Origin of the sequence: Castellaniella sp., from assembly GCF_041677825.1 — a bacterium.
GTDB lineage: Bacteria > Pseudomonadota > Gammaproteobacteria > Burkholderiales > Burkholderiaceae_B > Castellaniella.
On record NZ_JBAYPG010000005.1, the window covers coordinates 101,012 to 124,129 of the forward strand.

The window sequence follows — 23,118 nt, forward strand, 5'->3', positions numbered from 1 at the left end:
TGCTCCTTAGCCGACGCTGCCTTCGAGACTGACGCCAAGCAGATTCTGTGCTTCGACGGCGAACTCCATGGGCAATTCCTTGAAGACTTCCTTGCAGAAGCCGTTGACGATCATCGATACGGCATCTTCGGCCGATATCCCGCGCTGCATGGCGTAGAACAGCTGGTCTTCGGCAATCCGGGATGCCGTGGCCTCGTGTTCGACATTGGCGCTGGGGTTCTGTACTTCCATGGTGGGGAAGGTATGTGCCGCGCACAGCTTGCCGATCAGCAGCGAGTCGCACTGGGTATAGTTGCGCGCATTGTCTGCCTTGGGCATCATGCGTACCAGGCTGCGGAATGTATTGCTGCCGTGCCCGGCCGAGATCCCCTTGGAAATGATGGTGCTGCGCGTGTTGCGGCCCATGTGCACCATCTTGGTGCCGGTATCGGCCTGTTGGCGATGGTTGGACAGGGCGACCGAGTAGAACTCGCCCGTGGAGTCATCGCCGCGCAGAATGACGCTGGGGTATTTCCAGGTGATGGCAGACCCGGTCTCGACCTGGGTCCAGGAAATGCGCGAGCGCGCGCCCCGGCAATCGCCACGTTTGGTGACGAAATTGTAGATGCCGCCCACGCCGTTTTCATCGCCTGGATACCAATTCTGGACCGTGGAATACTTGATCTTTGCGTCGTCGAGGGCCACCAGTTCGACCACCGCCGCATGCAGCTGGTTCTCGTCGCGCATGGGCGCAGTGCAGCCTTCAAGGTAGCTCACGCTGGCCCCTTCGTCGGCAATGATCAGGGTGCGCTCGAACTGCCCGGTATCGGCATTGTTGATGCGAAAATAAGTGGACAGCTCCATGGGGCACTTGACCCCCTTGGGGATATAGACGAACGAGCCATCCGAGAACACGGCAGAATTCAAGGCGGCGTAGAAATTGTCGGCCGGCGGCACGACGGTGCCCATGTATTTCTGCACGAGCTCGGGGTGGCTGCGCAGGGCCTCGGAGAACGAGCAGAAAATGATGCCCACATCTGCCAGCTGCTTGCGAAACGTCGTGGCCACCGACACCGAGTCGAATACGGCATCCACGGCCACACCGGCCAGCTTGGCGCGTTCGTGCAACGGCACGCCCAGCTTCTCGTAGGTGCGCAGGAGCTCGGGGTCGACTTCATCGAGGCTCTTGGGGCCGTCCTTCTTGGATTTGGGCGCAGAAAAATAGCTGATGTCCTGAAAATCGGGATCGGGGTAGTGCAGCTTCGCCCAGCGCGGCAAGGACATCTTCAGCCAGGCCCGGTACGCCTTCAGGCGCCATTCAAGCATGAATTCGGGCTCGCGCTTGATCGCCGACAAGCGGCGGATCACGTCTTCGTCGAGCCCCTTGGCAAAGGTCTCGGACTCGATTTCGGTGACGAAACCAGCGTCGTACTCGCGATCGAGGAAGGTGTCGAGCTTGTCGTTCACAGTGCTCATTGAATCAGGCTCCAGTTCGGAATGGAAGGGGCTGCGCGGGCGCGTCGACGGATAGGCCGGACGCTGTACGGGCCAGTACTGCGGGGCGCATGCCGTCACGCATGACATCGGGTACGGGCGCCAGCGCCTCGGGCAGCATGTCGGCCAGGGTCGTGGATTCGAGGGTCCGGCGCACGATGCGGTTGATACGCATCCAGTGCGGGCGGATGTGGCACGCATCTTCGACAGCGCAGATACCCGGCATGGCGGTGCATTCGGTGAGGCCAAACGGCTGATCTTCGAGGGCATCGATGATTTGCGCCACATTGATCTGCCGCGCATCACGCTGCAGGCGATAGCCGCCCTGGGCGCCCCGCTGGCTGATGACCAGATCGTGCTGCGCGAGCAACTTGAGCACCTTGCTGACGACCGGCTGGCCCAGCCCGAGTGTGGCCGCAAGTTCGGTGGCGCTGCAGAATTCTGCCGGACGCACGGCCAGGTGCGTGAGCACCAGGATACCGTAATCGACGATCTTGCTGATCCGCAACATTCAGCTGCCCTGCGATGGTGATTTTCAGGAAAATCAAATAGTACCACTTTGGTACGGTATGGATCAAACAGGCGCAGGTTCGGGCAGCGCAGCCTGCTGCAGTTGCCACATCCTGGCATACCGGCCTGCCTGGGCCAGCAGCGCCGCATGGGTGCCCTGCTCGACCACGCGCCCATGCTCCATGACCAGAATATGATCCGCGTGCACGATGGTGGAGAGCCGGTGCGCAATGATGAGCGTCGTGCGGCCCTGGGCGATTTTTTCGAGCTGGGTCTGTATGGATCGCTCGGTGCGCGTGTCCAGCGCACTGGTGGCTTCATCGAACACCATGATCGGTGGTGACTTGAGCAACGCCCGGGCAATGGCCACCCGCTGCTTCTCGCCGCCCGAGAGCTTCAGCCCACGCTCGCCGACCTGCGTATCGTAGCCTTTGGGCAGCGACTGGATGAATTCATCAATGTGGGCCGCCCGCGCCACGGCTTCGATATCCTGCTGGCTGGCCTGTGGTCGGCCATAGGCGATGTTGTAAGCGATCGTATCATTGAACAGCACCGTATCCTGCGGCACGATCCCGATATGAGCGCGCAGGCTGGCCTGCGTATAGTCGCGCAGGTCCCTGCCATTGACCAGCACCCGCCCGCCGGTGGGGTCGTAGAAACGGAACAGAAGCCGCGACAGCGTCGATTTGCCCGCCCCGGACGCCCCCACCACCGCCAGGGAGCCGCCCGCCGGCACACTGAAGCTGACCCCGTGCAGGATCTGGCGGTCGGGTTCGTATGAAAAATCCACGTTCTCGAAAGCCAGGCTGGCTTCGCGCGCCTGCAGGACCCGCGCATCGGGCCGGTCGGCGATTTCCTGGCTGTTGCGCAACAGATCGAACATGCGTTCCATGTCCGCCAGCGCATGGCGAATTTCCCGATACACGAAACCCAGGAAGTTCAGCGGTGCATACAGTTGCGTGAGGTAAGCCGATACCAGCACGACATCGCCGACGGTCATGTGGCCTTGCACGACCCCTGCTGCAGATTGCCACAGCAAAGCGGTCATGCCCACCGTAATGATGACCCCCTGCCCCATGTTGAGCAGGTTCAGCGACACCTGGTTGCGCACCGCCGAATCCACCCAGCGCGACAGATCGTGATCGTAGCGGCGACTTTCATAGTCTTCATTGTCGAAGTACTTCACCGTCTCATAGTTCAGCAGGGCATCCACGGCCTTGCCGTTGGCCTGACTGTCGAGCGTGTTCATCGTGCGTCGATGGACCATGCGCCGCTCGGTCACCTTGAGCGTGAACAGCACATAGGCCGCGATGGTACCCAGGGTGAGCACGGCAAACGGCCAGTCGTAGCGCCACAGCAGAATCCCCGTGACCATGCCGATTTCGAGCAGCGTCGGCAGGATGTTGAAGACCGTGAAATTGAGCAGGAACCCGATGCCCTTGGTACCCCGCTCGATATCGCGCGACAGGCCGCCCGTGCGCCGGCCCATGTGAAAACGCATGGACAGGGACAGAAGATGCCGGAACACGCGGATCGCAACCTCGCGGATCGCGCCCTGGGTCACCCGCGCAAAGAGCGCATCACGCAGTTCGCCAAACACCGAAGTGGCCAGGCGCGCCAGGCCATAGCCCAGAAGCGCCGCCAGAGGCAGCACGAGCAGGCCCGATGGGCTGCCCAGTTCGTCCACGATGTCCTTGAGCCAGATCGGGGTGACGACGTTGGCCACCTTGGCGATCACCAGGCACACGACAGCCAGCAGCACCCGGACCCGGAAAGCCCAGACGTAGGGCCACAGGCTCTTCAGGGTCTGCCAGTCATTGCGACGGGCCGGCGCCGGGCCGGTATGGAAATAGCGCATGGAAACATCCCGCAAAGAAGCAAGGTCGAGACAGGGCGATGCATTTGCACACTGCGCATACAATGGGGGATCATTACTGGCGCATCACCCCGTTTCGCCTGACCGCAGAGATTGTATGACTGTTTCGGTTCCCGATTTCGAAAACGAACTGCAAGCCTGTGCTGCCGGTGATCACAGCGCCTTCCTGGCGCTGTACTGGCACGAATCGGCTGCCATGTACGCCCTGGCCCAGGCCATGCTGGGCAGCGAGCCCGAGGCCCAGGCGGTGGTGCACGACACATTTGTCCTGATCTGGCGCAATGCGGCTGGCTACAGCCCGGCCATCGGCACGGCCCGCGCCTGGATGTACAGCATACTGCGCCATCGGGCGCGCGCATCCAGGGCGCACGGCAACAGGCCAGCACCAGCCCGGCCCGCACATCTGCCCCGACTGCACTTCACCGACACGCAGGCCGGCATCGGCATCACCGGCTCATTGCGCAGCCTGTCAGATCCGCAGCGCGATGCACTTCTGTGTGCCTATCTGCACGGCGGCACCTTCGAGTCGATTGCCGCGCAACTCAAGCGCACCGAGCCCGATGTCCGCGCTGCGCTCGAGGCCGCTCTGCAGCATCTGGCCGAGGCAGTGCGCGCATGAAGACCAGCCGCAATTTCACTGACCATGAAATCGCCTGCTACGTGCTGGGCATCGAAATTTCCGTACCCCGCAGCGAAATCGAAAACGCGCTGGCGCACGACAACGCGGCCGCCGCACGCGCGCTGAAATGGGAAGCCTATTTCCTGGGCATCGTCGACGTCCTGCCCAGGCAGACGCCAGACGGCACGGTACTGGCACAGATCGAATCAACCCTGGGCATGCGGGCGCTGCCCGATGGCGTACCGCCATCGCCCATGGGTTCTGTCCTGCGCCAGGTACCGGGCACGCCAGGCCGCAACGCCGACCCGAACGCCACCGATGCGCACCCTGAACGCAGGGCCGGGCGCGCTGTGCGACAACGGCTCGCATCCTGGTTGCGCCGCAGGCGCCTGCCCCTGGCCATCGTGCTGCTGGTGCTCGGCGCCGTCCTGCTGCTGGTCATCTGGGCCGGCACGCGCGATGTTCCGAGCACGATGGTGTCCGAGACCATACGCCTGCAGGGCACACCCTGATCCCACCGGGCTCGGGGTGGCTCGAGCAGCCGCCCGCGAAGGGCCCGAACACCGGGGTCAAAATGGCCCGAACAGCGGATTCAGGATGAACCCAGCGCCTGCTTCAGGCTGACGGCCAGCGCCTGGAGATCAGCGCGCAAGGCCTGGAATTCGGCTGCACTGAGCCGTACGGCCGTATCCTGACCACGACCGACGGGGTCAGCATCATTGAGCCGGTTGCGTGCACCGGCAATGGTGAAGCCCTGTTCGTAGAGCAGGTCACGGATCCTGCGCACCAGCAGGACTTCATGGTGCTGATAATAGCGCCGGTTGCCACGCCGCTTGACTGGTTTCAGCTGGCTGAACTCTTGTTCCCAGTAGCGCAGGATGTGTGGCTTGACCACGCAGAGTTCGCTGACTTCGCCGATCGTGAAATACCGCTTGGCAGGGATGGGTGGCAGTACGACGGGTTCGGCGGCGCGCGTCATGCCGGTTCTCCGTCGAGCACACTGGCCTTGAGTTTCTGGCTGGCATGGAAGGTGACCACCCGGCGCGCGGCAATGGGGATGATTTCGCCTGTTTTGGGGTTGCGCCCCGGGCGCGGCGGCTTGTTGCGCACCTGAAAGCTGCCGAAGCCGGACAGCTTCACATCACGCCCCTGCACCAGGGCGGCGCGGATCTCTTCGAAGAAAGTGTCGACTACATCCTTGGCTTCGCGCTTGTTGAGCCCGACCTGCTCGAACAGCAATTCGGCCAGCCGGGCCTTGGTCAGTGTACTGTCGATATCCACCGGTCATGACTCCTGTGAACGAAGGCGTGCACCATGCGTTTTCTGAAGTGTGCTGAACAGCAGTTGCACACACGCTTCGATCTGTTGCTCTTCAAGTGACGCATCGTGGCCCTGAAAGCGAAACCGCAATCCCAGGCTGCGCAGCCCGGGCGCCGCAGGATCGCGCCATATGTCGAACAGTTTAATCTCTTTGACCACGGCCAACGCAGCGTCGGCTGCAATCACTGCATTCAGTGTATCAAGCACAGCCTGCCACGGCAGGGCCTCGTCGAGCCAGATGGCCAGATCGCGTATGACCCACGGCTGACGCGACAGGGGGCCAGGGTGGGGGAAGTCGCGGCGGGCCACGACCGACAGCGGCACTTCGAAGACCACAGGGGCCTGTGCCAGGTCGAGCGCCTGAGCCCAGCGCGGATGGACTTCGCCCAGCCAGCCCGCGGGCTGCCCATCCACATACAGGCGGGCACTGCGCCCAGGGTGCAGGGCTGGATGGCTGGCTGCCTCGCAGCGCAGAAGCGCTGCCCGCGCGCCCAACAGGGATTCGAGGTCACGCTTGACATCGAAGAAATCGACCGGGCGGGCAGCAAGGCCCCACTGTTCGGGCTGCGCTGGCCCCCATGCGGCTGCAGCGAGATGGGTGGGCTGGGAGACACCTGCGACGGACAGATCGCCATCGGCCACCGCAGGATCACGCCGGAACACCCGGCCCAGTTCGAAGACCCGCACGCGTTCCTGGCGATGACGCGCATTGTGCTCGATGTTGGCCAGCAAGCCACCGATCAGGCTCGAGCGCATGACGCCCATCTGGCTGGCAATCGGATTGAGCAAGCGGATCGGCTGCGGATTGGCACAGTAGTCCCGCTCCCAGGCCTCGTCCACGAACGAGAAATTGATGACTTCCTGGTAATCCATATTGACCATGATAGTGCGCAGAATGTGCGGACCATGCTGCACTTCGGGCAATACCCGTATATTGGCGCTGGCCACCGGGGGATGGTGCGGGATCCGGTCAAAGCCGTAGATGCGCGCCACCTCTTCGATCAGGTCTTCCTCCAGATTCAGATCGAAGCGGGCTGCGGGCGGGGTCACGACAAAGGCTTCGCCATCGCGCCTGAACTCGAAACCCAGGCGCGTGAAGATATCGTCGACTTCTTCTGCAGCAAGCGTCAGGCCCAGAATCCGCATGCAGCGCGACAGGCGCATGCGCACCGGCGCCCGCTCTGGCAAGCGAGCCACGTTGTCGGTAATGGGCCCGGCCTGGCCGCCACAGATTTCCAGAACCAGCGCAGTGAGCCGTTCCAGGTGCGCCGGTATCGTGGCGTAGTCCACCCCGCGCTCGAAGCGGTGTGCGGCTTCAGAGGCCAGCTTGTAGCGACGCGGCCGACCCATGATGGCGTCCGGCCACCAGAATGCCGCTTCGAGATAGACATCGGTCGTCTCGAGCGATACGGCCGAAGCGGCGCCCCCCATGATGCCGGCCAGGCTTTCCAGGCGCCCCCCGGACTCGATCACCCCGACATCGGGGCCCAGTTCGACCTGTTGCCCATTGAGCAATTCGAGGGTCTCGCCCGTGCGCGCCCAGCGCACGACCAGGTCACCCGCAAGCCTGTGCAGATCGAACACATGGGTGGGCCGACCCAATTCGAGCATGACGTAGTTCGAGATATCCACCAGCGCCGAGACACTGCGCTGCCCGGCCCGCTCGAGCCGCGCCTTCATCCAGCCGGGGGTGGCGGCCCGCGCATCGACCCCGCGCACGATGCGCCCGGCAAAGCGCCCGCACAGGTCGGGGGCCTGCACGGTCACGGCCAGACGGTCGTCCAGCGTGGCCGGAACGGGCGTGAACGCGGGTTCAGTCAGGACACAGCCCGTGAGCGCGGCCAGTTCGTGTGCCACCCCCCGAATCGACAGGCAGTCGGCGCGATTGGGTGTGAGCTTGAGGGTATGGATCACGTCATCCAGTGCCAGAGCGCTGCGCAGGTCCGTACCCGGAATGAGATCGTCGGGCAGTTCGAGCAAGCCGCCGTGATCTTCCGACAGCCCCAGTTCACGCGCCGAACACAGCATGCCGGCCGATTCGACACCGCGCATGCGCACGGCACCGATGGCCTGACCGCCGGGCAATTGCGCCCCAACCCGCGCCAGGGGCACCTGCAAGCCCACAGCGGCATTGGGCGCGCCGCACACGATCTGCAGGCGCTCGCCACTGCCATCATCGACCTGACAGACGCGCAGCCGATCGGCATCGGGATGTGGGACCACCGATTCGATACGCGCCACCACCACCCCTGCAAATCCAGGTGCGAAAGGCGCAGACTCTTCGACTTCGAGGCCCGCCATGGTGAGACGATCCGCCAGCTCCTGGGAGTCGATCGAAGGATTGGCCCAGGCGCGCAGCCAGGATTCTGGAACTAGCATGATGGTATTCCGTGATACAGAGACTCAAGTGTTGAACTGGCGCAGGAAGCGCAAGTCGCCTTCAAAGAACTGGCGCAAGTCGGTGATGCCATAGCGCAGCATCGCCAGGCGCTCGAGCCCTGAACCAAAGGCAAAGCCGATATATTCTTCGGGATCCAGGCCAAAGTTGCGCACCACCTGCGGATGCACCTGCCCCGAGCCGGAAATTTCGAGCCAACGGCCCTTCAGCGGCCCGCTCATGAACATCATGTCGATTTCCGCCGAAGGTTCGGTAAACGGAAAAAACGATGGCCTGAAACGCAGGGTGAGGTCGTCGGTCGCAAAAAAGGCGCGCAGGAAATGGGTGTACACGCCCTTCAGATCCGCAAAGGAAATCTGCCGGTCTATCCACAGGCCTTCGACCTGATGGAACATGGGCGAATGCGTGGCATCGCTGTCGACCCGGTAGGTGCGCCCCGGCGCAATGACCTTGATGGGCGGCTCGTGCATGCGTGCATAACGGACCTGCATCGGGCTCGTATGCGTGCGCAGCACCAGCGGCAGGCCCTGGGCATCATTCATGTCGACATAGAAGGTATCCTGCATGGAGCGCGCGGGATGGTTCTCGGGGTTGTTCAGCGCCGTGAAGTTCATCCAGTCATTTTCGATCTCCGGGCCATCGGCGACATCGAAGCCGATCGAGCGGAAGATCTGCTCGACCCGCTGCCAGGACCGGATGACCGGGTGTATGCCCCCCGTTGCGCGCCCACGCCCCGGCAAGGTGACATCGATGGTCTCGGCGGCCAGGCGCTGTTCGAGACGCAGACGGGCCAGCTCGGCCCGGCGCTCGGCAAGCAGGGCCTCGACGTGCTGCTTGGCCTGATTGATCTGTGCACCCCGCGCACGCCTTTCTTCACCCTGCAGGCGGGACAGGCCCTTGAGCAGCGCCGTGAGGGCCCCCTGCCTGCCCAGGAAAGCCGCCTTCTCATTTTCAAGCGAGGCCGGGTCGGGCGCCTGCGCGAACCGCTGGCGAGCCCGGGCAATCAATTCATCTAGCGAGGTATCCATGAAATCCGTCCAAATGCAAACGGAGCCCCATCGAGCTCCGTGTGCGGTGATGCAGCCCCTGACGCGAAGCGACGGGAATCAGGCTGACAGGGCCGACCTGGCTTGCGCCACCACGGCGGCAAACCCGGGCTTGTCGTGCACGGCCATATCGGCAAGAACCTTGCGATCGAGGTCTATGGATGCTTTCTTCAGGCCTGCAATGAACACACTGTAGCTGACGCCCAGTTCGCGGCAGGCTGCATTGATACGGGTGATCCAGAGCGCACGGAACGTGCGCTTGCGGTTGCGGCGATCGCGGTAGGCATATTGCCCGGCCTTCATGACCGCCTGTTTGGCGACCCGGAAGACATTGCCGCGACGACCGCGATAGCCCTTGGCGGCCTGGATGACTTTTTTGTGGCGTGCACGTGCCGTGACGCCGCGTTTTACGCGTGGCATGAGTATGGCCTCCGATCAGGCAAAAGGCAGCATCGCCTTGACCGAGGCGATATCCGAATCATGGACGGCGGTCGTACCGCGCAACTGACGCTTGTTCTTGGTGGTTTTCTTGGTCAGGATATGGCGCTTGAAAGCATGGGCGCGCTTGATGGAACCACTGCCACGTACCTTGAAACGTTTGGCAGCGCCCCTCTTGGACTTCATCTTGGGCATGAGACACTCTGTTGGCTTGGCAAAGACAGGTGTTCCGTGAAACGGATGCTTGTAAGACCTGTGATCTGCAAAAAGAAACCCAAAGTACGCGCAACATGCGTACAAAGGATTTGTAAAGCCCTTCATTCTAGCGCGAACGGGATCTTTTTGTCGAGAACATCATGAACGGGATCTTTTTGTCGAGAGTTTCATGACGATCGCAGGAAGGAAAGTGCATTGCCGGGCAGGAATGCGCGTCTCGCAAGGCTTCGGCCATGCCCACCCGCCCATATTCCAGTCGGACACATGCCATGAGAATGAAGCAAAATGAAAATAGAACGAAAATAGCCACAAATAAACGATGATCGAGTATTTTTTTGCAAAATTACACCATTCACCAGATAATGACCCAATCCCGTCAATGGTCTTGTACATGCTGCCCTGCCCACCCGAGCCCCGCGTCACCCCCACCGCGATGGTATTGCACGAAGCCCATTGGCTGCGGGGTTGCGAAACACGCGTCTCGACCATTTCCCTGCCCGGGCAGGACGACCTGATTCTGATGTCGCTGGCCGATCGCCAGCAGTATTGCGACCCCGATGGCGAGGCCAGCCAACTTGGCATCAGCTCCGCACTATGGCCGCTATCCGGGCTCTTGTGGCCCTCATCCCTTTACCTGACCACTGCACTGATGACGCAGCCCATCCAGGGCACCGGCATGCGCATCCTCGAGATCGGCTGTGGCCTCGCGCTGCCCAGCCTGGCCTGCCACCGCAAAGGCTGGGACATCACCGCCAGCGACCACCATCCCCTGGTGCCCGAATTCCTGCGACACAATCTGGCCCTGAACCAGCTGTCGCCCACGCTGCCCTATCGCCATGGAGACTGGAATGGCTGCACCCTGCCGACGCCACACACGCAGAAAACAGGTCTGCTCGCCAATACGTTCGACCTGATTCTGGGCAGCGACCTGCTCTACGAGCGGGACACCGCCCCGGCACTGGCCGCATTCATCGGCAGGCATGCCGACGCCGCCTGCATGGTGTGGATCGTGGATGCCAACCGCGGGGGGCGCGCAGCCTTCACGCGCAGCATGTGCGAGCAAGGTTTCGATCTGCGCGAGACCCAGCGTCTGAATCGTCGCCCCTGCCTGAGCGGTGCCCGATCGTACAAGGGTCAGTTGCTGAAATACCAGCGCGCCTGAACCGCACGGGTAGAGGCTGAGGGGTGAGACGGGGACACCCCGGGGGCGATGACGACGACTCAGGGGTGACGGGAACGGCTCAGGGATGACGGGGACGCCCTTGGGATGATGAGGCCGCCCCAGGGGTGACGGCGATGCCCCAGGATGACGAGGCCGCCCCAGGGGTGACGGCGATGCCCCAGGATGACGAGGCCGCCCGAGAAGTGGCGGCGATGCCCCAGGGTGAGACGGCTCAGGGGCGATCGGCGTGTTCCGGATCCTGATCACCGCGACGGACCGATGCGGTGTCTTGCGCAGTGGCGCCAGATGCCGCAGCCTTTGCCAAAAGCCCGTCCTCGAGGGCCTGGACACGGGCCTCGAGTTGCCGCAGTTGCTCGAGCGCCCGGGCCAGCAGTTCGACCTGTATGTCGAATTCTTCCCGGGTGACCAGATCCATGCGGGCGAAGGCCTGGGTCATGAAGGCCTTGACCGCCCGTTCGGCATCGGCCGCCGGCGTTCTGGCCAGCAAGTCTGATATGTTTTTTTGAAAATCCTCAAAAAATGGATTTCGTGCAATCATGGTGAACTCTGCAAATGGGTTTTCTGGATTTTAACGGCAAATGGATTCTGGCCTGTATTGCATGGCCTGCGCAACATGGCGGCTCTCCACACGAGGCGCCCGCTCCAGGTCGGCCAGTGTACGGGCGACGCGCCGGGTCCGTTGAAGCGAGCGCGCCGACCAGCTCCAGGCCTTTTCTGCCTGCTGCAGCAAGGCCCGGCTTTCGGCGTCCAGCGGTGCGTGCATCTCGAGCGCAGCCCCCTGCAACTGACTGTTCAGGCAAGCCTGACGCGCCCATTGCCTGGCCCGCGCGGCACACACCCGTGCGCGCACGGCGGCGGATGTCTCACCTGGCCCGGCCTCGGACCACGCGCGCTCGGGCGCCAGGCGTACATGCAGATCGATCCGGTCCAGCAAAGGCCCGGATACCCGACTGCGGTAGCGTCGGACCTGCTCATCCGTGCAGCGGCAGGCTGGCTTGCCCTCCGGACAGCCATACCAGCCACACGGGCACGGATTCATGGCAGCCACCAACTGGAATCGTGCCGGGAAGTGGCATGTGCCACTGGCCCTGGCTACCGTGATCTGGCCCGTTTCCAGCGGCTCGCGCAGCGCCTCGAGCGCTCGGCGGTCGAATTCGGGCAATTCATCCAGAAACAATACACCTTGGTGCGCCAGACTGATCTCGCCCGGCCGGATCCGCAAGCCCCCACCGACGAGCGCCGCCATCGATGCGCCATGATGCGGCGCCCGAAAGGGCGCTTGGACAGTGGGCGCATGCCCCGGATCGAGCAGCCCGTGCAGGGCTGCCACTTCGAGCGCCTGCTCAGCCGTGAGAGGGGGCAGCAAACCCGGCAGGCGCTGGGCCAGCATGCTTTTCCCGACACCTGGCGTGCCCGACATCAGCAGCCCGTGTGCCCCGGCGGCCGCCACTTCGAGTGCCTGCCGGGCGGCCAGCTGACCACGCACCTCCGACAGGCAGGGTACGGCGGCACCACCCTGGGCAGGCTCGGCCGACGCAATGGCACGCTGCAGGGCACCGCGGCCCGACAGGTGACAGACCACCTGAGCCAGAGTGTCGGCTTCGAATACGACCAGACCCGGCACCTGCGCAGCGACCTGCGCGTCGCGGCGGGCAAGAATCAGCTGCACCGGCGCGTGACCGGCCTGCTGTGCGCCGCGCACCACGGACAGGCCAATGGCCAGTGCCGAGCCCGTGGCCACGATGCTGCCGGTCAGGGACAGTTCGCCACAGAGCAGATAGTGGTGCACGATGGGCGCGTGCCCATCTGCCGTGGCAACCTGCCCCGAAGCCAGCAATACCCCCAGCGCGATCGGCAGATCGAAGTGCCCGGAGGCTTTCGGAAGCTCGGCGGGCGCCAGATTCACCGTGATACGACCGTCAGGGAATGCGTAGCCGCTGTTCAGGATCGCCGCGCGTACGCGTTCGCGACTTTCACGGACCTCGACACCGGGCGAGCCGACCAGCGAGAATGCGGGCAGCCCCCTGCCGATATGGACTTCGACCTGCACGGCTACGGCCTGCAGGCCGCGCAAAGTACAGCTGGACAGGACAGCAAGCGACATGATCCACCTACTCGCGGCAACGTGCCCACTATACGATGACCGAAGCGCCGGCGGGTGGCCAGCCCGGATGGTTTTGCCATACTGATCGGCAGCCGGGCGCTTCGGTCCATGCCCGGGCCACTTCGGCCGATGGCCGGCCACCGGAGTGCATGCCTGGCCCCTTTGGTGACGGCCTGGCCACCCGGGCCCACGCCTGACCACCTCAGTGGAAGCCGGGATGGATGCCTGGACCCGGGCCTCTTTCGAACACAACCACCGAAGACGACGAAGACACGGCCAATACCTGGCCAAACAGCGCCTCGAACGCCTCTGCGGGCAGTGGTGCCGAATAGCCAGCCCCCTGTCCGACCTGACAGCCCATGGCCAGCAGCAGCCCGCGCTGGGTCTCGTTCCTGACCCCCTCGGCCACGACCTTCAGGCCCAGTTGCTGCGCCATGGCCGCAATGGCCTGGCACAGGACCAGGTCTTCGGAATCCTCGGCGAGGTGATTCACGAAGCTGCGATCGATTTTCAGGCAATCCAGGGAGAAACGCTTGAGATAGGTAAACGAAGAATATCCGGTACCGAAATCGTCCAGGGCAATCCCGAACCCGGCCTCACGCAGGCGGCGCAGGCGATCCAGAACGTGATCATCGGACTGCATCAGCAGGCTCTCGGTGATTTCCAGCGTGAATGCAGAACATGGAACGCCCGCGGACTGCATGTAGTCCGCCCATGCCGCAGGCTCGAGCCCGCCCTTGTGAAACTGCACCGGTGACACATTGATGCTGAGTGTGAAGTCCGGATCGTGTCGCGCACGCCAACGGGCCAGCTGATCCACAGCCTGACGAAACACCCAGTCGCCAAAGGGGATGATCAGGCCGGAGTCTTCGGCCAGATCGATGAACCGGACCGGTTCGAGCAGCCCTTTTTCAGGATGCAGCCAGCGCAACAGGGTTTCTGCGCAGACCACCCGGCCCGTACACATGTCCACCAGCGGCTGAAAATGCAATATCAGTCTGCGCTCGTTCAGGGCGTGCGCCAGATCGGCCTGCAAATCGCGCCGCTCACGGATACGATCGTGAATCCGGCCCGAGTAGAAGCTGTACTGGTTGCGCCCCTTTGCCTTGGCCACATACATGGCCAGGTCGGCAAAACGCAGGAGATCGGCTGCGCTGACCCCGTCATGGGGGCAAAACGTAACGCCAATGCTCACCGAGACCTGCATCGCACTGCCACCCAGCCGGCACGGCGACGCCACCACCTGGAGAATGTTGTCGCAGATGGGTTGCATCTCGTCGCTCTGCTGAACCCCGTGGACCAGGATGGTGAACTCGTCGCCCCCCAGGCGGGCAACGCAGTCGGACTCGGCCACACAGGACTTCAGGCGTTCAGCCACGATCTGCAGCAGACGGTCGCCCTCATGGTGGCCAAATTTGTCGTTGACTTCCTTGAAATTGTCCAGATCCAGGAAAAGCAGCGCAAAGCTCGCGCCGCTTTCGCACGTGCTGGCGATGGACTTGTTCAGCGTGTCGTGAAACAGTTGCCGGTTGGGCAGATCCGTGAGCTGATCATGATGGGCCTGGTACCAGATCAAGGCCTCTTGCTTGCGCTTCTGGGTGACATCCGAGAACAGCCCGACGCGGGATTTCACCGAGCCATCGTCGTTGTAGGACGTACTGATCGTGAGGTGCTCGATATAGGTCTCGCCCGACTTGCGCCGGTTGTGGATATCACCCGACCATTGTCCCGTGGTGTTCAGGCAGTTCCACAATTGACGATAGAAGGCGGTGTCGTGGTGCCCGGAGCCGAGGATGGCCATCGAACGCCCCCTGACCTCTTCGATCTGATAGCCGGTGATTGCCGTGAAGGCCGGATTGATGTCCTGGATATGGCCATCCGGATCCGTGACCACCATGGCCTCGCTGGTATGCCGATAGACCAGCGCAGCCTGGCGATTGGACGCCTCGGCGCGCTGCAGGGCAGCGTGCTCTTGCTGCAATCGGGCGAGCAGGTTCTGTATGTGGGCCGCGGACTCGTTCAGTGCCCGGCCCAGCGCATTCATCTCCTCGCTGGCCGTGAAGCGGCTGCGCGCATCGAAGTGACCGGCCGACAGCGCCCTGCACTGGTCCATCAGGGCGGAAATGGGCCGCAGGATGCTGCGACGCAACAACAGCCAGGCCAGAATCAGCAACGCGCAGTTGAAGGCGAACAATGCATAGGCCGTGAACAGCATTCTGTCCTGCACACGCTCCGCGTGGCGCACCCAATAGCCGACGAACGACTCGGTCTGTTCGAGCAACTGCCCATCCGCCCGAAGGAATTGCTCCAGCGTGCCATCATGCGTGGCCGCCCAGGCCCCCGGATTGATCAGATACAGCGAATAGGTCTGCCAGGCATGATCGAGACTTTCCAGACCGGGCAGCAGCGTATCAGGCAAGACCGGCAACGTATGCCCAGGCAGGATATTGCCCTGCTCGAAATGCGCCAGAATCAGCTGGAACCGGGTTTCGAGCGCGCGCAGATCAGCCAGGGTCTGTGCACGGTTGCCCTCGTGCAGCAACAGGACCTTCTGTGTCATGCGCTGGCTGAGCATGCGCAGATTGCCGGCCAGGTTCACCGTGGCGGCGAGATCATCCGACTGGCGCAGAATATAATGGACGGTAAGTATGTTGGCCACCGCCAGTACACCGACCAGAACCACCCCCAACAGCACGCCACGCCGCAGCGAATGCAGCCCCAGGCGCCGCCAGAAACGGACCAGCTCGGACAAGAACCGCTTCGGAAGGGCTGGTCGTGTTTGCATGGCTGAATCATACCTGCATCATGGCGACAGGGCGGCCAGATCCACACGCTGCGCCCGATTCAGCGCAACCGCCACCCTGGAGCGCAGCATGTTCGAATGCGCCCCAAGAATTTCCTTTTTCACATCCAGCAGTTGCTGTGGGTGCATGGAGAAGCCCGTGAGGCCGAGGCCAAGCAGCATGCGAGTGTAACGCGCATCACCTGCCATCTCGCCACAGATGGAAACCGGGATGCCGAATCGCTCGCCCGCATTGATCACCTGCGCTATCAGGCGCAGGACGGCCGGATGCATGGGATCGTAGAGCGATGCCACATCCTTGTCGGCACGGTCTATGGCCAGCACGTACTGAATGAGGTCATTGGTTCCGATCGACAGGAAGTCGAGCACCTCGGCAAACGGTTCGATGGCGATGGCCATCGCCGGGATCTCGACCATGGCACCCAGGACGAGCTGTTGCACGTGAGCCACACCCTCGTCATGAAGCTCGCTGGCCGCCCGCTCGAGTGCGCAGCGTGCCGCACGAATTTCAGCCAGACTGGACACCATTGGCAGCAGAAGCCGTACAGGCCCATGCACGGCCGCCCGCAGCAAGGCGCGCAATTGGGTATTGAACAGTTCGGGGTGCGCAAGACAGTAGCGGATTGCACGCAGGCCGAGCGCCGGATTGGTCGCCACCGTGGCCTCGCCATCCAGCGTCTTGTCGGCACCGATATCCAGCGTGCGGATCGTCACCGGATGCCCCTGCATGGCGCGCACGACCGACGCATACGCCTGGTACTGTTCTTCTTCGGTTGGCAGGGTGGCGCGCCCCATGAACAGGAATTCCGTGCGAAACAGGCCGATGCCCTGTGCGCCGCTGGACAATACCGTGGGGGCCTCTTCGGGCATTTCGATATTGGCCTCGATCCGCACCTGCACCCCGTCGAGCGTCACCGCAGGCGCAAAGCGCAGCGCCTCGAGTTCACCGCGTTCGAGTTCGAAGGCCACCCGGCGCTGTTCGTACTCGCGCAACGCATTCCCACAGGGATTGACCAGCACATGGCCCTGCACCCCGTCGACGATCAGCAGGTCCCCGTCACGTACCAGAGCGCGCACCTTGTCCATGCCCACCACGGCCGGCACGTTCATGCTGCGCGCCGCAATGGCAGTATGGGATGTCGGGCTGCCGAGATCCGTGAGGAACGCGGCAAACCGCCCGCCGCGCAAGCGCATCATGTCGGCCGGGGAGATGTCGCGCGCGACAACGATCAGGCTGGCTTCTTCCGGCATGCCATCGAGATCGGGCAACCAGTTGCCGGAGCCCGAGAGCATGCGCAGTATCCGCTCGATGACCTGGCGCACGTCATTGCCACGCTCGCGCAGATAGTCATCATCGATGAGCGCGAATTGCTCGGACAGCACCTGGCCCTGTGCAGCCAGCGCCCACTCGGCGTTGTACTGGCGCTCGGCAATCAGCTGGCAGACGGCATCGACCAGCATGGGGTCCTGCAGCAACATGACATGCATGGACAGGAGGACGCCGAGTTCGCGCGGTGCATCGGCCGGAAGGTCATTGGCCACCTGCTCCAGGTCGGCCACCGCGGCCTGGACGGCCTGCTCGAAACGGTGCTGCTCGGCCTGAATCCGCTCGGGCGCAACCCGGTAATGGGCCACCTCGAGCGAGGCGGCACTCATCACGACGGCCCGGCCGATTGCGTAGCCACGCACCACACCCTGGCCATAGAGCGACAGCGTGGACGACAACGTACCTGGCGCTGAATCAAGCCGCTGCATCATGATGCCCGGGATCATTCGGCTTCGCCGAACTTGCCCTCGAACAAACGACGGATATCTGCCAGGGCCTGCTCTGCGTCTGCGCCGTGCGCCTCGACGCGCACCGTGACGCCCAGGCCAGCGGCCAGCATCATCACGCCCATGATGCTCTTGGCATTGACCCGCTGTCCACTGCGGGCGATGTGCACTTCACTCTGATAGCGCCCGGCCAGCTGCGTGAGTTTGGCCGCTGCCCGCGCATGCAGCCCCAGCTTGTTGGATATCACGAGATCGATGGATGGCATGGCCAGGGGTTCCGGTTAGTCAGGGGAGGGTTTGGCGTCCACATCAGGGAAAGGTTCGGCGTCCACGATACCGCGCAGCGCCCCTTGCAACACCCGGGTGCTGAGACACTCGGAATTGGCCGGCTGATCCGTCAGGGCCTTCAGGACCATGCAGGCGTTGGTGCCAGTCAGCAAATGCACGACGCGCCCTTCCTGCAAGGCCTGCTGGCGCGCCTGCGTGGCGATGTTGAAGGGCGTCGCCCCGTACAGGTCGGACAACAGGAGGACGGGCTCGACCGGATCGCCCGCACGCAGCCAGCGCAACAAGCCCGCGGCCTCGCGCTCGGGGTCTGCATCGGGTGCGATGTCGAACACCGGCAGGTCAGGGATTTCACCCAGCACATGCGCGGCGCACTCTTTGAAGGCCGCCCCAAGTGGCAGGTGCATGACCAGGGCAACGCGCACAGCCATGATCAGGCCGACACAGCGTGTTCCAGGGCCTCGACGAAGCGCCCTGCCACATTGAAACCCGTCTGCTCGGTGATCTCCACGAAGCACGTCGGGCTCGTCACGTTGATTTCGGTGATGCAGTCGCCAATGACATCGAGGCCGATGAGCAACAGGCCACGCTGCGCCAGACGCCCGCCCACCGCATGGGCAAGTTCGAGGTCACGCGGGCTCAGGGGCTGCGCAACCCCCTGCCCGCCCGCCGCCAGGTTCGCCCGCGTCTCGCCGGCCATGGGCATGCGAGCCAGTGCATAGGGTATCGGCTCACCGTCGATGATGAGGATGCGCTTGTCGCCCTGGGTGATGGCTGGAATGTAGCGCTGGGCCATGATGTTCTGGGTGCCCATGTGGGTGAGCGCCTCGAGTACGGCCCCGAGGTTCGGGTCGTGCGGCAGCAGGCGAAAGACCCCGCTGCCCCCCATGCCATCGAGCGGCTTGACGATCACATCGCCATGCCGTGCATGAAAAGCCCGCAAACGGGCCATCTCGCGGCTGACCAGCGTCGGCGTGGTGTATTCTGGAAATTCGATGATGGACAGTTTTTCGGGGTGATTGCGGATGGCCTCGCCCGAATTGAACACGCGCGCGCCCTGCGCCCTGGCGTGATCGAACAAGTGCGTGACATGGAAGTATTCCATATCGAATGGCGGGTCCTTGCGCATCAGGACCGCATCGAAATCAGCCAGCAGGCAGTCATCGGCCTGATCACCCTGCTGCCACCAGGCATGCCCCGACCAATCGGGGTCGGCCGCCAGCTGCATCGGGGTCGCAGCCACGCGAATCTGCCCCTCGTGGGCATACAGATCGGGCATGGTTGCAAAACTGAACGTATGCCCCCTGGCCGTCAGGGCACGCATCATGGCCACTGACGAATCCTTCCAGGCCTTCAGCCCGGGCAGGGGATCGATCACGAACAGGATGTGCATCAGGCGTCCCCGTGCTTGCCGCCCTTCTTGCGCGGCGCGAGCACCATGACCATCTGGCGTCCCTCGAGTTTGGGCATGGCCTCGACCTGGATCAGGTCGCCCATGTCATCGCGCACCCGTTCGAGCACCCGCATGCCAAGTTCCTGGTGGGCCATTTCACGCCCGCGGAATCGCAAGGTGACTTTGGCCTTGTCACCATCTTCGATGAAACGGCGCAGATTGCGCAGCTTCACCTGGTAATCACCCTCGTCGGTACCAGGCCGGAATTTGACTTCCTTGACCTGTATGATTTTTTGCCGCGCCCTGGCCTCGGCCTGCCGTTTCTGTTCCTGGTAGCGGAACTTGCCGTAATCCATGAGGCGGCAGACTGGCGGGCTGGCCGTCGGTGCGATCTCGACCAGATCGACGTCATTCTGCTCGGCCATGGCCATGGCCTCGGAAGTGCGAACAATACCGATCTGTTCGCCGTCTACCCCGATGAGGCGGACTTCATGAATGCGGATTTCACCATTGACGCGGTGCTTTTTTTCGGTTGCGATGTCTAGGACTCCTGAAGAAAGAAAAGAACGGGCTCAGGCAACTGGGCCCGCGACGGTCTGGCGTGTGCGAATTTCATTGAGCAGACGCGCGGAAAAATCGGTGATCGACAGAGCGCCGAGATCGAGATTGCCCCGGGCACGCACCGACACTGTGCCGGCCGCACGCTCTTTGTCGCCCACCACGAGAATATAGGGGATCTTCTGCAGGCTGTGCTCGCGCACCTTGCGCGTGATCTTTTCGCCACGCAGATCTGGAAAGACCCGAAACCCCTGCTGGATCAACGCCCTGGTGACCTCGCTGGCATACTGGGCCGAGCTTTCTGAAATGCAGCACACGACGGCATGGTGCGGCGCCAGCCAGGGCGGCAGCGACCCGGCATGGTTTTCGATGAGCATGGCAATGAAGCGCTCGAATGAACCAAGAATGGCCCGATGCAGCATGACGGGTGTGCGGCGCTGGTCGGCGGCGTCGACGTACTCGGCCCCCAGGCGCTGGGGCATGGAAAAATCGACCTGAATCGTGCCACACTGCCAGTGCCGGCCAATGGCGTCTTTCAGCGTGTATTCGATCTTCGGGCCATAGAACGCCCCTTCGCCCTCAGAGACTTCGTAGGCACAGCCCGAGGCATCGAGGCTGTCCATCAGGGCCCGCTCGGCCTTGTCCCAGACGGCGTCATCGCCAATGCGTTTTTCGGGGCGCGTGGCCACCTTGTACAGGATCTCGGTAAAACCGAAGTCGGCGTACACCTTCTGCAGCAACTGCGTGAAGGCGGCGCATTCTTGCTGGAGCTGGTCTTCGGTGCAGAAAATGTGCCCGTCATCCTGCGTGAAGCCGCGCACCCGCATCATGCCGTGCAACGACCCCGAAGGCTCGTTGCGGTGACACTGGCCGAATTCGCCATAGCGTACGGGCAGTTCGCGGTATGAATGCAGGCCGGCATTGAAGATCTGCACATGCCCCGGGCAGTTCATCGGCTTGAGCCCGTAGGTCCGGTTCTCGGACTCGGTGATGAAGATGTTTTCCTTGTAGTTGTCCCAGTGGCCGGTCTTTTTCCAGAGGGACAGGTCGAGGATCTGTGGCGCCTTGACTTCCTGGTAGCCATTGTCGACATAGACCTGGCGCATGTACTGTTCGACCTGCTGCCAGATGGCCCAGCCCTTGGGGTGCCAGAAAATCAGGCCCGGGGCCTCTTCCTGGAAATGGAACAGGTCGAGTTCGCGCCCGATGCGCCGATGATCGCGCAATTCGGCCTGTTCGAGCATGTGCAGATAGGCGTCCTGGTCTTCCTTGCGCGCCCAGGCCGTGCCATAAATGCGCTGCAGCATCTCGTTGTTGCTGTCGCCGCGCCAGTAGGCCCCCGCGACGCTGGTGAGCTTGAAGACCCGCAGCCGCCCCGTGGACGGTACATGCGGGCCGCGGCACAGATCGATGAAATCGCCCTCGCGATACAGGCTGATGGTTTCGTTGCCGGGAATGGACGCAATGATCTCGGCCTTGTAGGCTTCGCCGATGCCGCGAAAGAATTCGACCGCATCGTCACGCGACCACTCTTCGCGCACCACGGGCTCATCGAGGCGCGCCAGTTCGGCCATTTTTTTCTCGATGGCCTCGAGATCTTCGGGGGTGAAGGGCCGCTTGTAGGAGAAATCGTAGTAGAAACCGTTTTCGATGACCGGACCGATGGTCACCTGGGCATCGGGAAACAGCGACTTGACGGCATACGCCAGCAAGTGCGCCGTAGAATGGCGGATCAGATCCAGGCCGTCTGCATCCTTGTCGGTCACGATGGCCAGATCGGCGTCGTGCTCTATGATGTGGCTGGTGTCGACCAGGCGCGCCGCCTGATCGGGATAGGTCAGGCGGCCTGCCAGAGCCGCCTTGCCCAATCCCGGACCTATCGAACGCGCGACGTCATGCACGGACACCGGCTGCTCGAACGAACGTTTCGAACCGTCGGGAAGGGTAATGCAAATCATAGGGAAACAACCTGGATAGCGAAAATGGGCCTGCCGCCAAAAACCGCAGGCCACTGCCAAAGCGCACAACGTGCAACCTGTCAAGTTTAGCAACCAGCACCCGAACAATCAATTGAAAACCCGGCCTTTCTGAGTCCGGCCTTTCGGGCATCGATGCGACGTTGCGCATGAATGGGCAGGCCCGGCTGGCGCACAATGCAAAAAGCCACCGGTTGGTGGCCTGGGCATGCAAGAACCGCTGGGGGGTCATTTGGTAGGCAGTACTTAAACCGCAATCAACCCGCAAAGCCTTGATGTTGCGGCGCTTAGACTACCAACAGGTGGGACTATACCCCACCCATACCCCCAAACTCATTTTCGCCGTTGTCGCCATTACTCACCCAACTACTGCAGCGCCCTCGCGCGTTGATCTGTAATGGCGGCCAGCTGGTTGCGCAGCCGGTACAGCTCGTCGAGCTGCGCACGCTTCTCGTCCATGGGCCGGTGGTCCCGCTCCAAGGCCCTGATCCGCTGCGTGATCTTCGTCATTTCCTTGTTGGCACCCCTGGCCAGTCCGTACAGACGTGCCTCATCGCTTCGGCTGAGATCTGATGCGCGCTCCATGTCCCCCGTTGCCCTGGCCTGATTGTAGGCAGCATAGACCTGGTTGACCTCTTTTTGCATGTCATAGAAGCGCTGGATGTACTTGCTCGATCGAGCGTTGGGTTCTTTGACGAAGTCGCCCACTACGAAAATGTTGTCGATGCGGGTTATGTCGCGCCTTGGATTCTCGGGCAGGTTGGACAGGGGCCGGACCAGGTAGTCCGCGACATTCAGGGCCTGAACACCAAGCCAGCCGAAGTAGCCAGAAGCCAGGTGCTCGATACGTTGCGGGGAAACATCCAGGGCCCTGCCAAGCGCTATCGCCCCCGCGCTGGTCGACGTGGTGAAGCGCTCGCCGGCCGGCAACCGTTCCTGGGCCATGTTGTCGATGTTGCGCTGTCGGAACGTATCGTAGTTGAACGATGCCTCAATCGCGGGCATGAACATTTGCGGCGCAAGGCTTGAGATTCCAAGCTCCAACTGGTCATCCAGGATGGCATACACCTGCTTGGCGAAATCCTTCAGCCGGAAATCATCGCCCCCAAAGGCCAGCTCCGTTCCACGCTCGACCACCGAGGCCAAC

22 protein-coding genes are annotated in these 23,118 nt (G+C 62.8%); 3 read left to right on the top strand and 19 right to left on the bottom strand.

All coding sequences use genetic code 11. The features are described from left to right. Positions 1-6: 6 nt before the first annotated feature. The 3 genes from sufB to WCY17_RS03895 all read right to left on the bottom strand — a co-directional run bounded on the left by sufB (position 7) and on the right by WCY17_RS03895 (position 3,841). Positions 7-1,455: a Fe-S cluster assembly protein SufB gene (sufB, locus tag WCY17_RS03885; protein WP_372700849.1), complete on the bottom strand. Its 1,449-nt coding sequence runs from the start codon at positions 1,453-1,455 to the stop codon at positions 7-9. 4 nt (positions 1,456-1,459) lie between these two features. Then, positions 1,460-1,984: an SUF system Fe-S cluster assembly regulator gene (locus WCY17_RS03890; protein ID WP_372700850.1), complete on the bottom strand. Its 525-nt coding sequence runs from the start codon at positions 1,982-1,984 to the stop codon at positions 1,460-1,462. Positions 1,985-2,047: 63 nt separating this feature from the next. Then, on the bottom strand, positions 2,048-3,841 hold the full coding sequence (locus tag WCY17_RS03895) for an ABC transporter ATP-binding protein/permease (protein WP_372700851.1): 1,794 nt from the start codon (positions 3,839-3,841) through the stop codon (positions 2,048-2,050). Between the two features lie 115 nt (positions 3,842-3,956). Here WCY17_RS03895 and WCY17_RS03900 point away from each other — a divergent pair, with 115 nt between their 5' ends. Both WCY17_RS03900 and WCY17_RS03905 read left to right on the top strand, forming a co-directional pair. Beyond that, the gene (locus WCY17_RS03900) at positions 3,957-4,478 is read left to right on the top strand and encodes a sigma factor (protein ID WP_372700852.1); all 522 of its coding nucleotides are present in this window, start codon (positions 3,957-3,959) and stop codon (positions 4,476-4,478) included. Further along, a complete protein-coding gene (locus tag WCY17_RS03905) occupies positions 4,475-4,990 on the top strand; it encodes a hypothetical protein (RefSeq protein ID WP_372700853.1) in 516 nt (171 codons plus the stop codon). Before WCY17_RS03900 ends, WCY17_RS03905 begins: the two co-directional genes overlap by 4 nt. Positions 4,991-5,070: 80 nt before the next feature. Here the strand turns inward: WCY17_RS03905 and WCY17_RS03910 are convergent, their stop codons facing one another. The 6 genes from WCY17_RS03910 to rpmI form a co-directional block, all read right to left on the bottom strand. After that, a complete protein-coding gene (locus WCY17_RS03910) occupies positions 5,071-5,457 on the bottom strand; it encodes a MerR family transcriptional regulator (RefSeq protein ID WP_372700854.1) in 387 nt (128 codons plus the stop codon). Continuing rightward, entirely contained in the window at positions 5,454-5,759 is a 306-nt protein-coding gene (locus WCY17_RS03915) for an integration host factor subunit alpha (protein ID WP_372700855.1), read from the bottom strand. Before WCY17_RS03915 ends, WCY17_RS03910 begins: the two co-directional genes overlap by 4 nt. A 3-nt stretch (positions 5,760-5,762) precedes the next feature. Next, complete coding sequence (pheT, locus tag WCY17_RS03920; RefSeq protein WP_372700856.1) at positions 5,763-8,177, bottom strand: phenylalanine--tRNA ligase subunit beta; 2,415 nt, start codon at positions 8,175-8,177, stop codon at positions 5,763-5,765. A gap of 24 nt (positions 8,178-8,201) precedes the next feature. Further along, positions 8,202-9,224, bottom strand: a complete 1,023-nt coding sequence (pheS, locus tag WCY17_RS03925) for a phenylalanine--tRNA ligase subunit alpha (RefSeq protein WP_372700857.1) — start codon at positions 9,222-9,224, stop codon at positions 8,202-8,204. Positions 9,225-9,302: 78 nt separating this feature from the next. Then, a complete protein-coding gene (gene rplT, locus WCY17_RS03930; RefSeq protein ID WP_372700858.1) occupies positions 9,303-9,662 on the bottom strand; it encodes a 50S ribosomal protein L20 in 360 nt (119 codons plus the stop codon). A gap of 15 nt (positions 9,663-9,677) precedes the next feature. Beyond that, on the bottom strand, positions 9,678-9,875 hold the full coding sequence (gene rpmI, locus WCY17_RS03935) for a 50S ribosomal protein L35 (protein WP_372700859.1): 198 nt from the start codon (positions 9,873-9,875) through the stop codon (positions 9,678-9,680). Between the two features lie 412 nt (positions 9,876-10,287). On the opposite strand from rpmI, the gene WCY17_RS03940 reads away from it, so the two are divergent. Beyond that, positions 10,288-11,058 carry a methyltransferase gene (locus tag WCY17_RS03940; RefSeq protein WP_372700860.1) on the top strand — a complete coding sequence of 257 codons (771 nt, stop codon included), beginning with the start codon at positions 10,288-10,290 and terminating at the stop codon, positions 11,056-11,058. A 232-nt stretch (positions 11,059-11,290) separates the two neighbouring features. Here the strand turns inward: WCY17_RS03940 and WCY17_RS03945 are convergent, their stop codons facing one another. The 10 genes from WCY17_RS03945 to WCY17_RS03990 all read right to left on the bottom strand — a co-directional run. After that, positions 11,291-11,617, bottom strand: coding sequence for an accessory factor UbiK family protein (locus WCY17_RS03945; protein WP_372700861.1), 327 nt, complete (start codon positions 11,615-11,617; stop codon positions 11,291-11,293). A 30-nt stretch (positions 11,618-11,647) separates the two neighbouring features. Then, on the bottom strand, positions 11,648-13,183 hold the full coding sequence (locus WCY17_RS03950) for a YifB family Mg chelatase-like AAA ATPase (protein ID WP_372700862.1): 1,536 nt from the start codon (positions 13,181-13,183) through the stop codon (positions 11,648-11,650). 202 nt (positions 13,184-13,385) lie between these two features. Next, entirely contained in the window at positions 13,386-15,935 is a 2,550-nt protein-coding gene (locus WCY17_RS03955) for an EAL domain-containing protein (RefSeq protein WP_372700863.1), read from the bottom strand. A gap of 51 nt (positions 15,936-15,986) precedes the next feature. Further along, on the bottom strand, positions 15,987-17,741 hold the full coding sequence (ptsP, locus tag WCY17_RS03960; protein WP_372700875.1) for a phosphoenolpyruvate--protein phosphotransferase: 1,755 nt from the start codon (positions 17,739-17,741) through the stop codon (positions 15,987-15,989). Positions 17,742-17,755: 14 nt separating this feature from the next. Beyond that, positions 17,756-18,025, bottom strand: a complete 270-nt coding sequence (locus tag WCY17_RS03965) for an HPr family phosphocarrier protein (RefSeq protein ID WP_372700864.1) — start codon at positions 18,023-18,025, stop codon at positions 17,756-17,758. Between the two features lie 15 nt (positions 18,026-18,040). Beyond that, on the bottom strand, positions 18,041-18,475 hold the full coding sequence (locus WCY17_RS03970; RefSeq protein WP_372700865.1) for a PTS sugar transporter subunit IIA: 435 nt from the start codon (positions 18,473-18,475) through the stop codon (positions 18,041-18,043). 2 nt (positions 18,476-18,477) lie between these two features. Continuing rightward, positions 18,478-19,437 carry a glutathione synthase gene (gshB, locus tag WCY17_RS03975; protein WP_372700866.1) on the bottom strand — a complete coding sequence of 320 codons (960 nt, stop codon included), beginning with the start codon at positions 19,435-19,437 and terminating at the stop codon, positions 18,478-18,480. After that, positions 19,437-19,976 carry a translation initiation factor IF-3 gene (gene infC, locus WCY17_RS03980; RefSeq protein ID WP_372700876.1) on the bottom strand — a complete coding sequence of 180 codons (540 nt, stop codon included), beginning with the start codon at positions 19,974-19,976 and terminating at the stop codon, positions 19,437-19,439. Before infC ends, gshB begins: the two co-directional genes overlap by 1 nt. A gap of 33 nt (positions 19,977-20,009) precedes the next feature. Then, positions 20,010-21,953 carry a threonine--tRNA ligase gene (gene thrS, locus WCY17_RS03985; protein WP_372700867.1) on the bottom strand — a complete coding sequence of 648 codons (1,944 nt, stop codon included), beginning with the start codon at positions 21,951-21,953 and terminating at the stop codon, positions 20,010-20,012. Between the two features lie 384 nt (positions 21,954-22,337). Next, positions 22,338-23,118 (bottom strand): LPD38 domain-containing protein (locus tag WCY17_RS03990; RefSeq protein ID WP_372700868.1); only part of this gene is annotated, 781 nt, incomplete at its 5' end.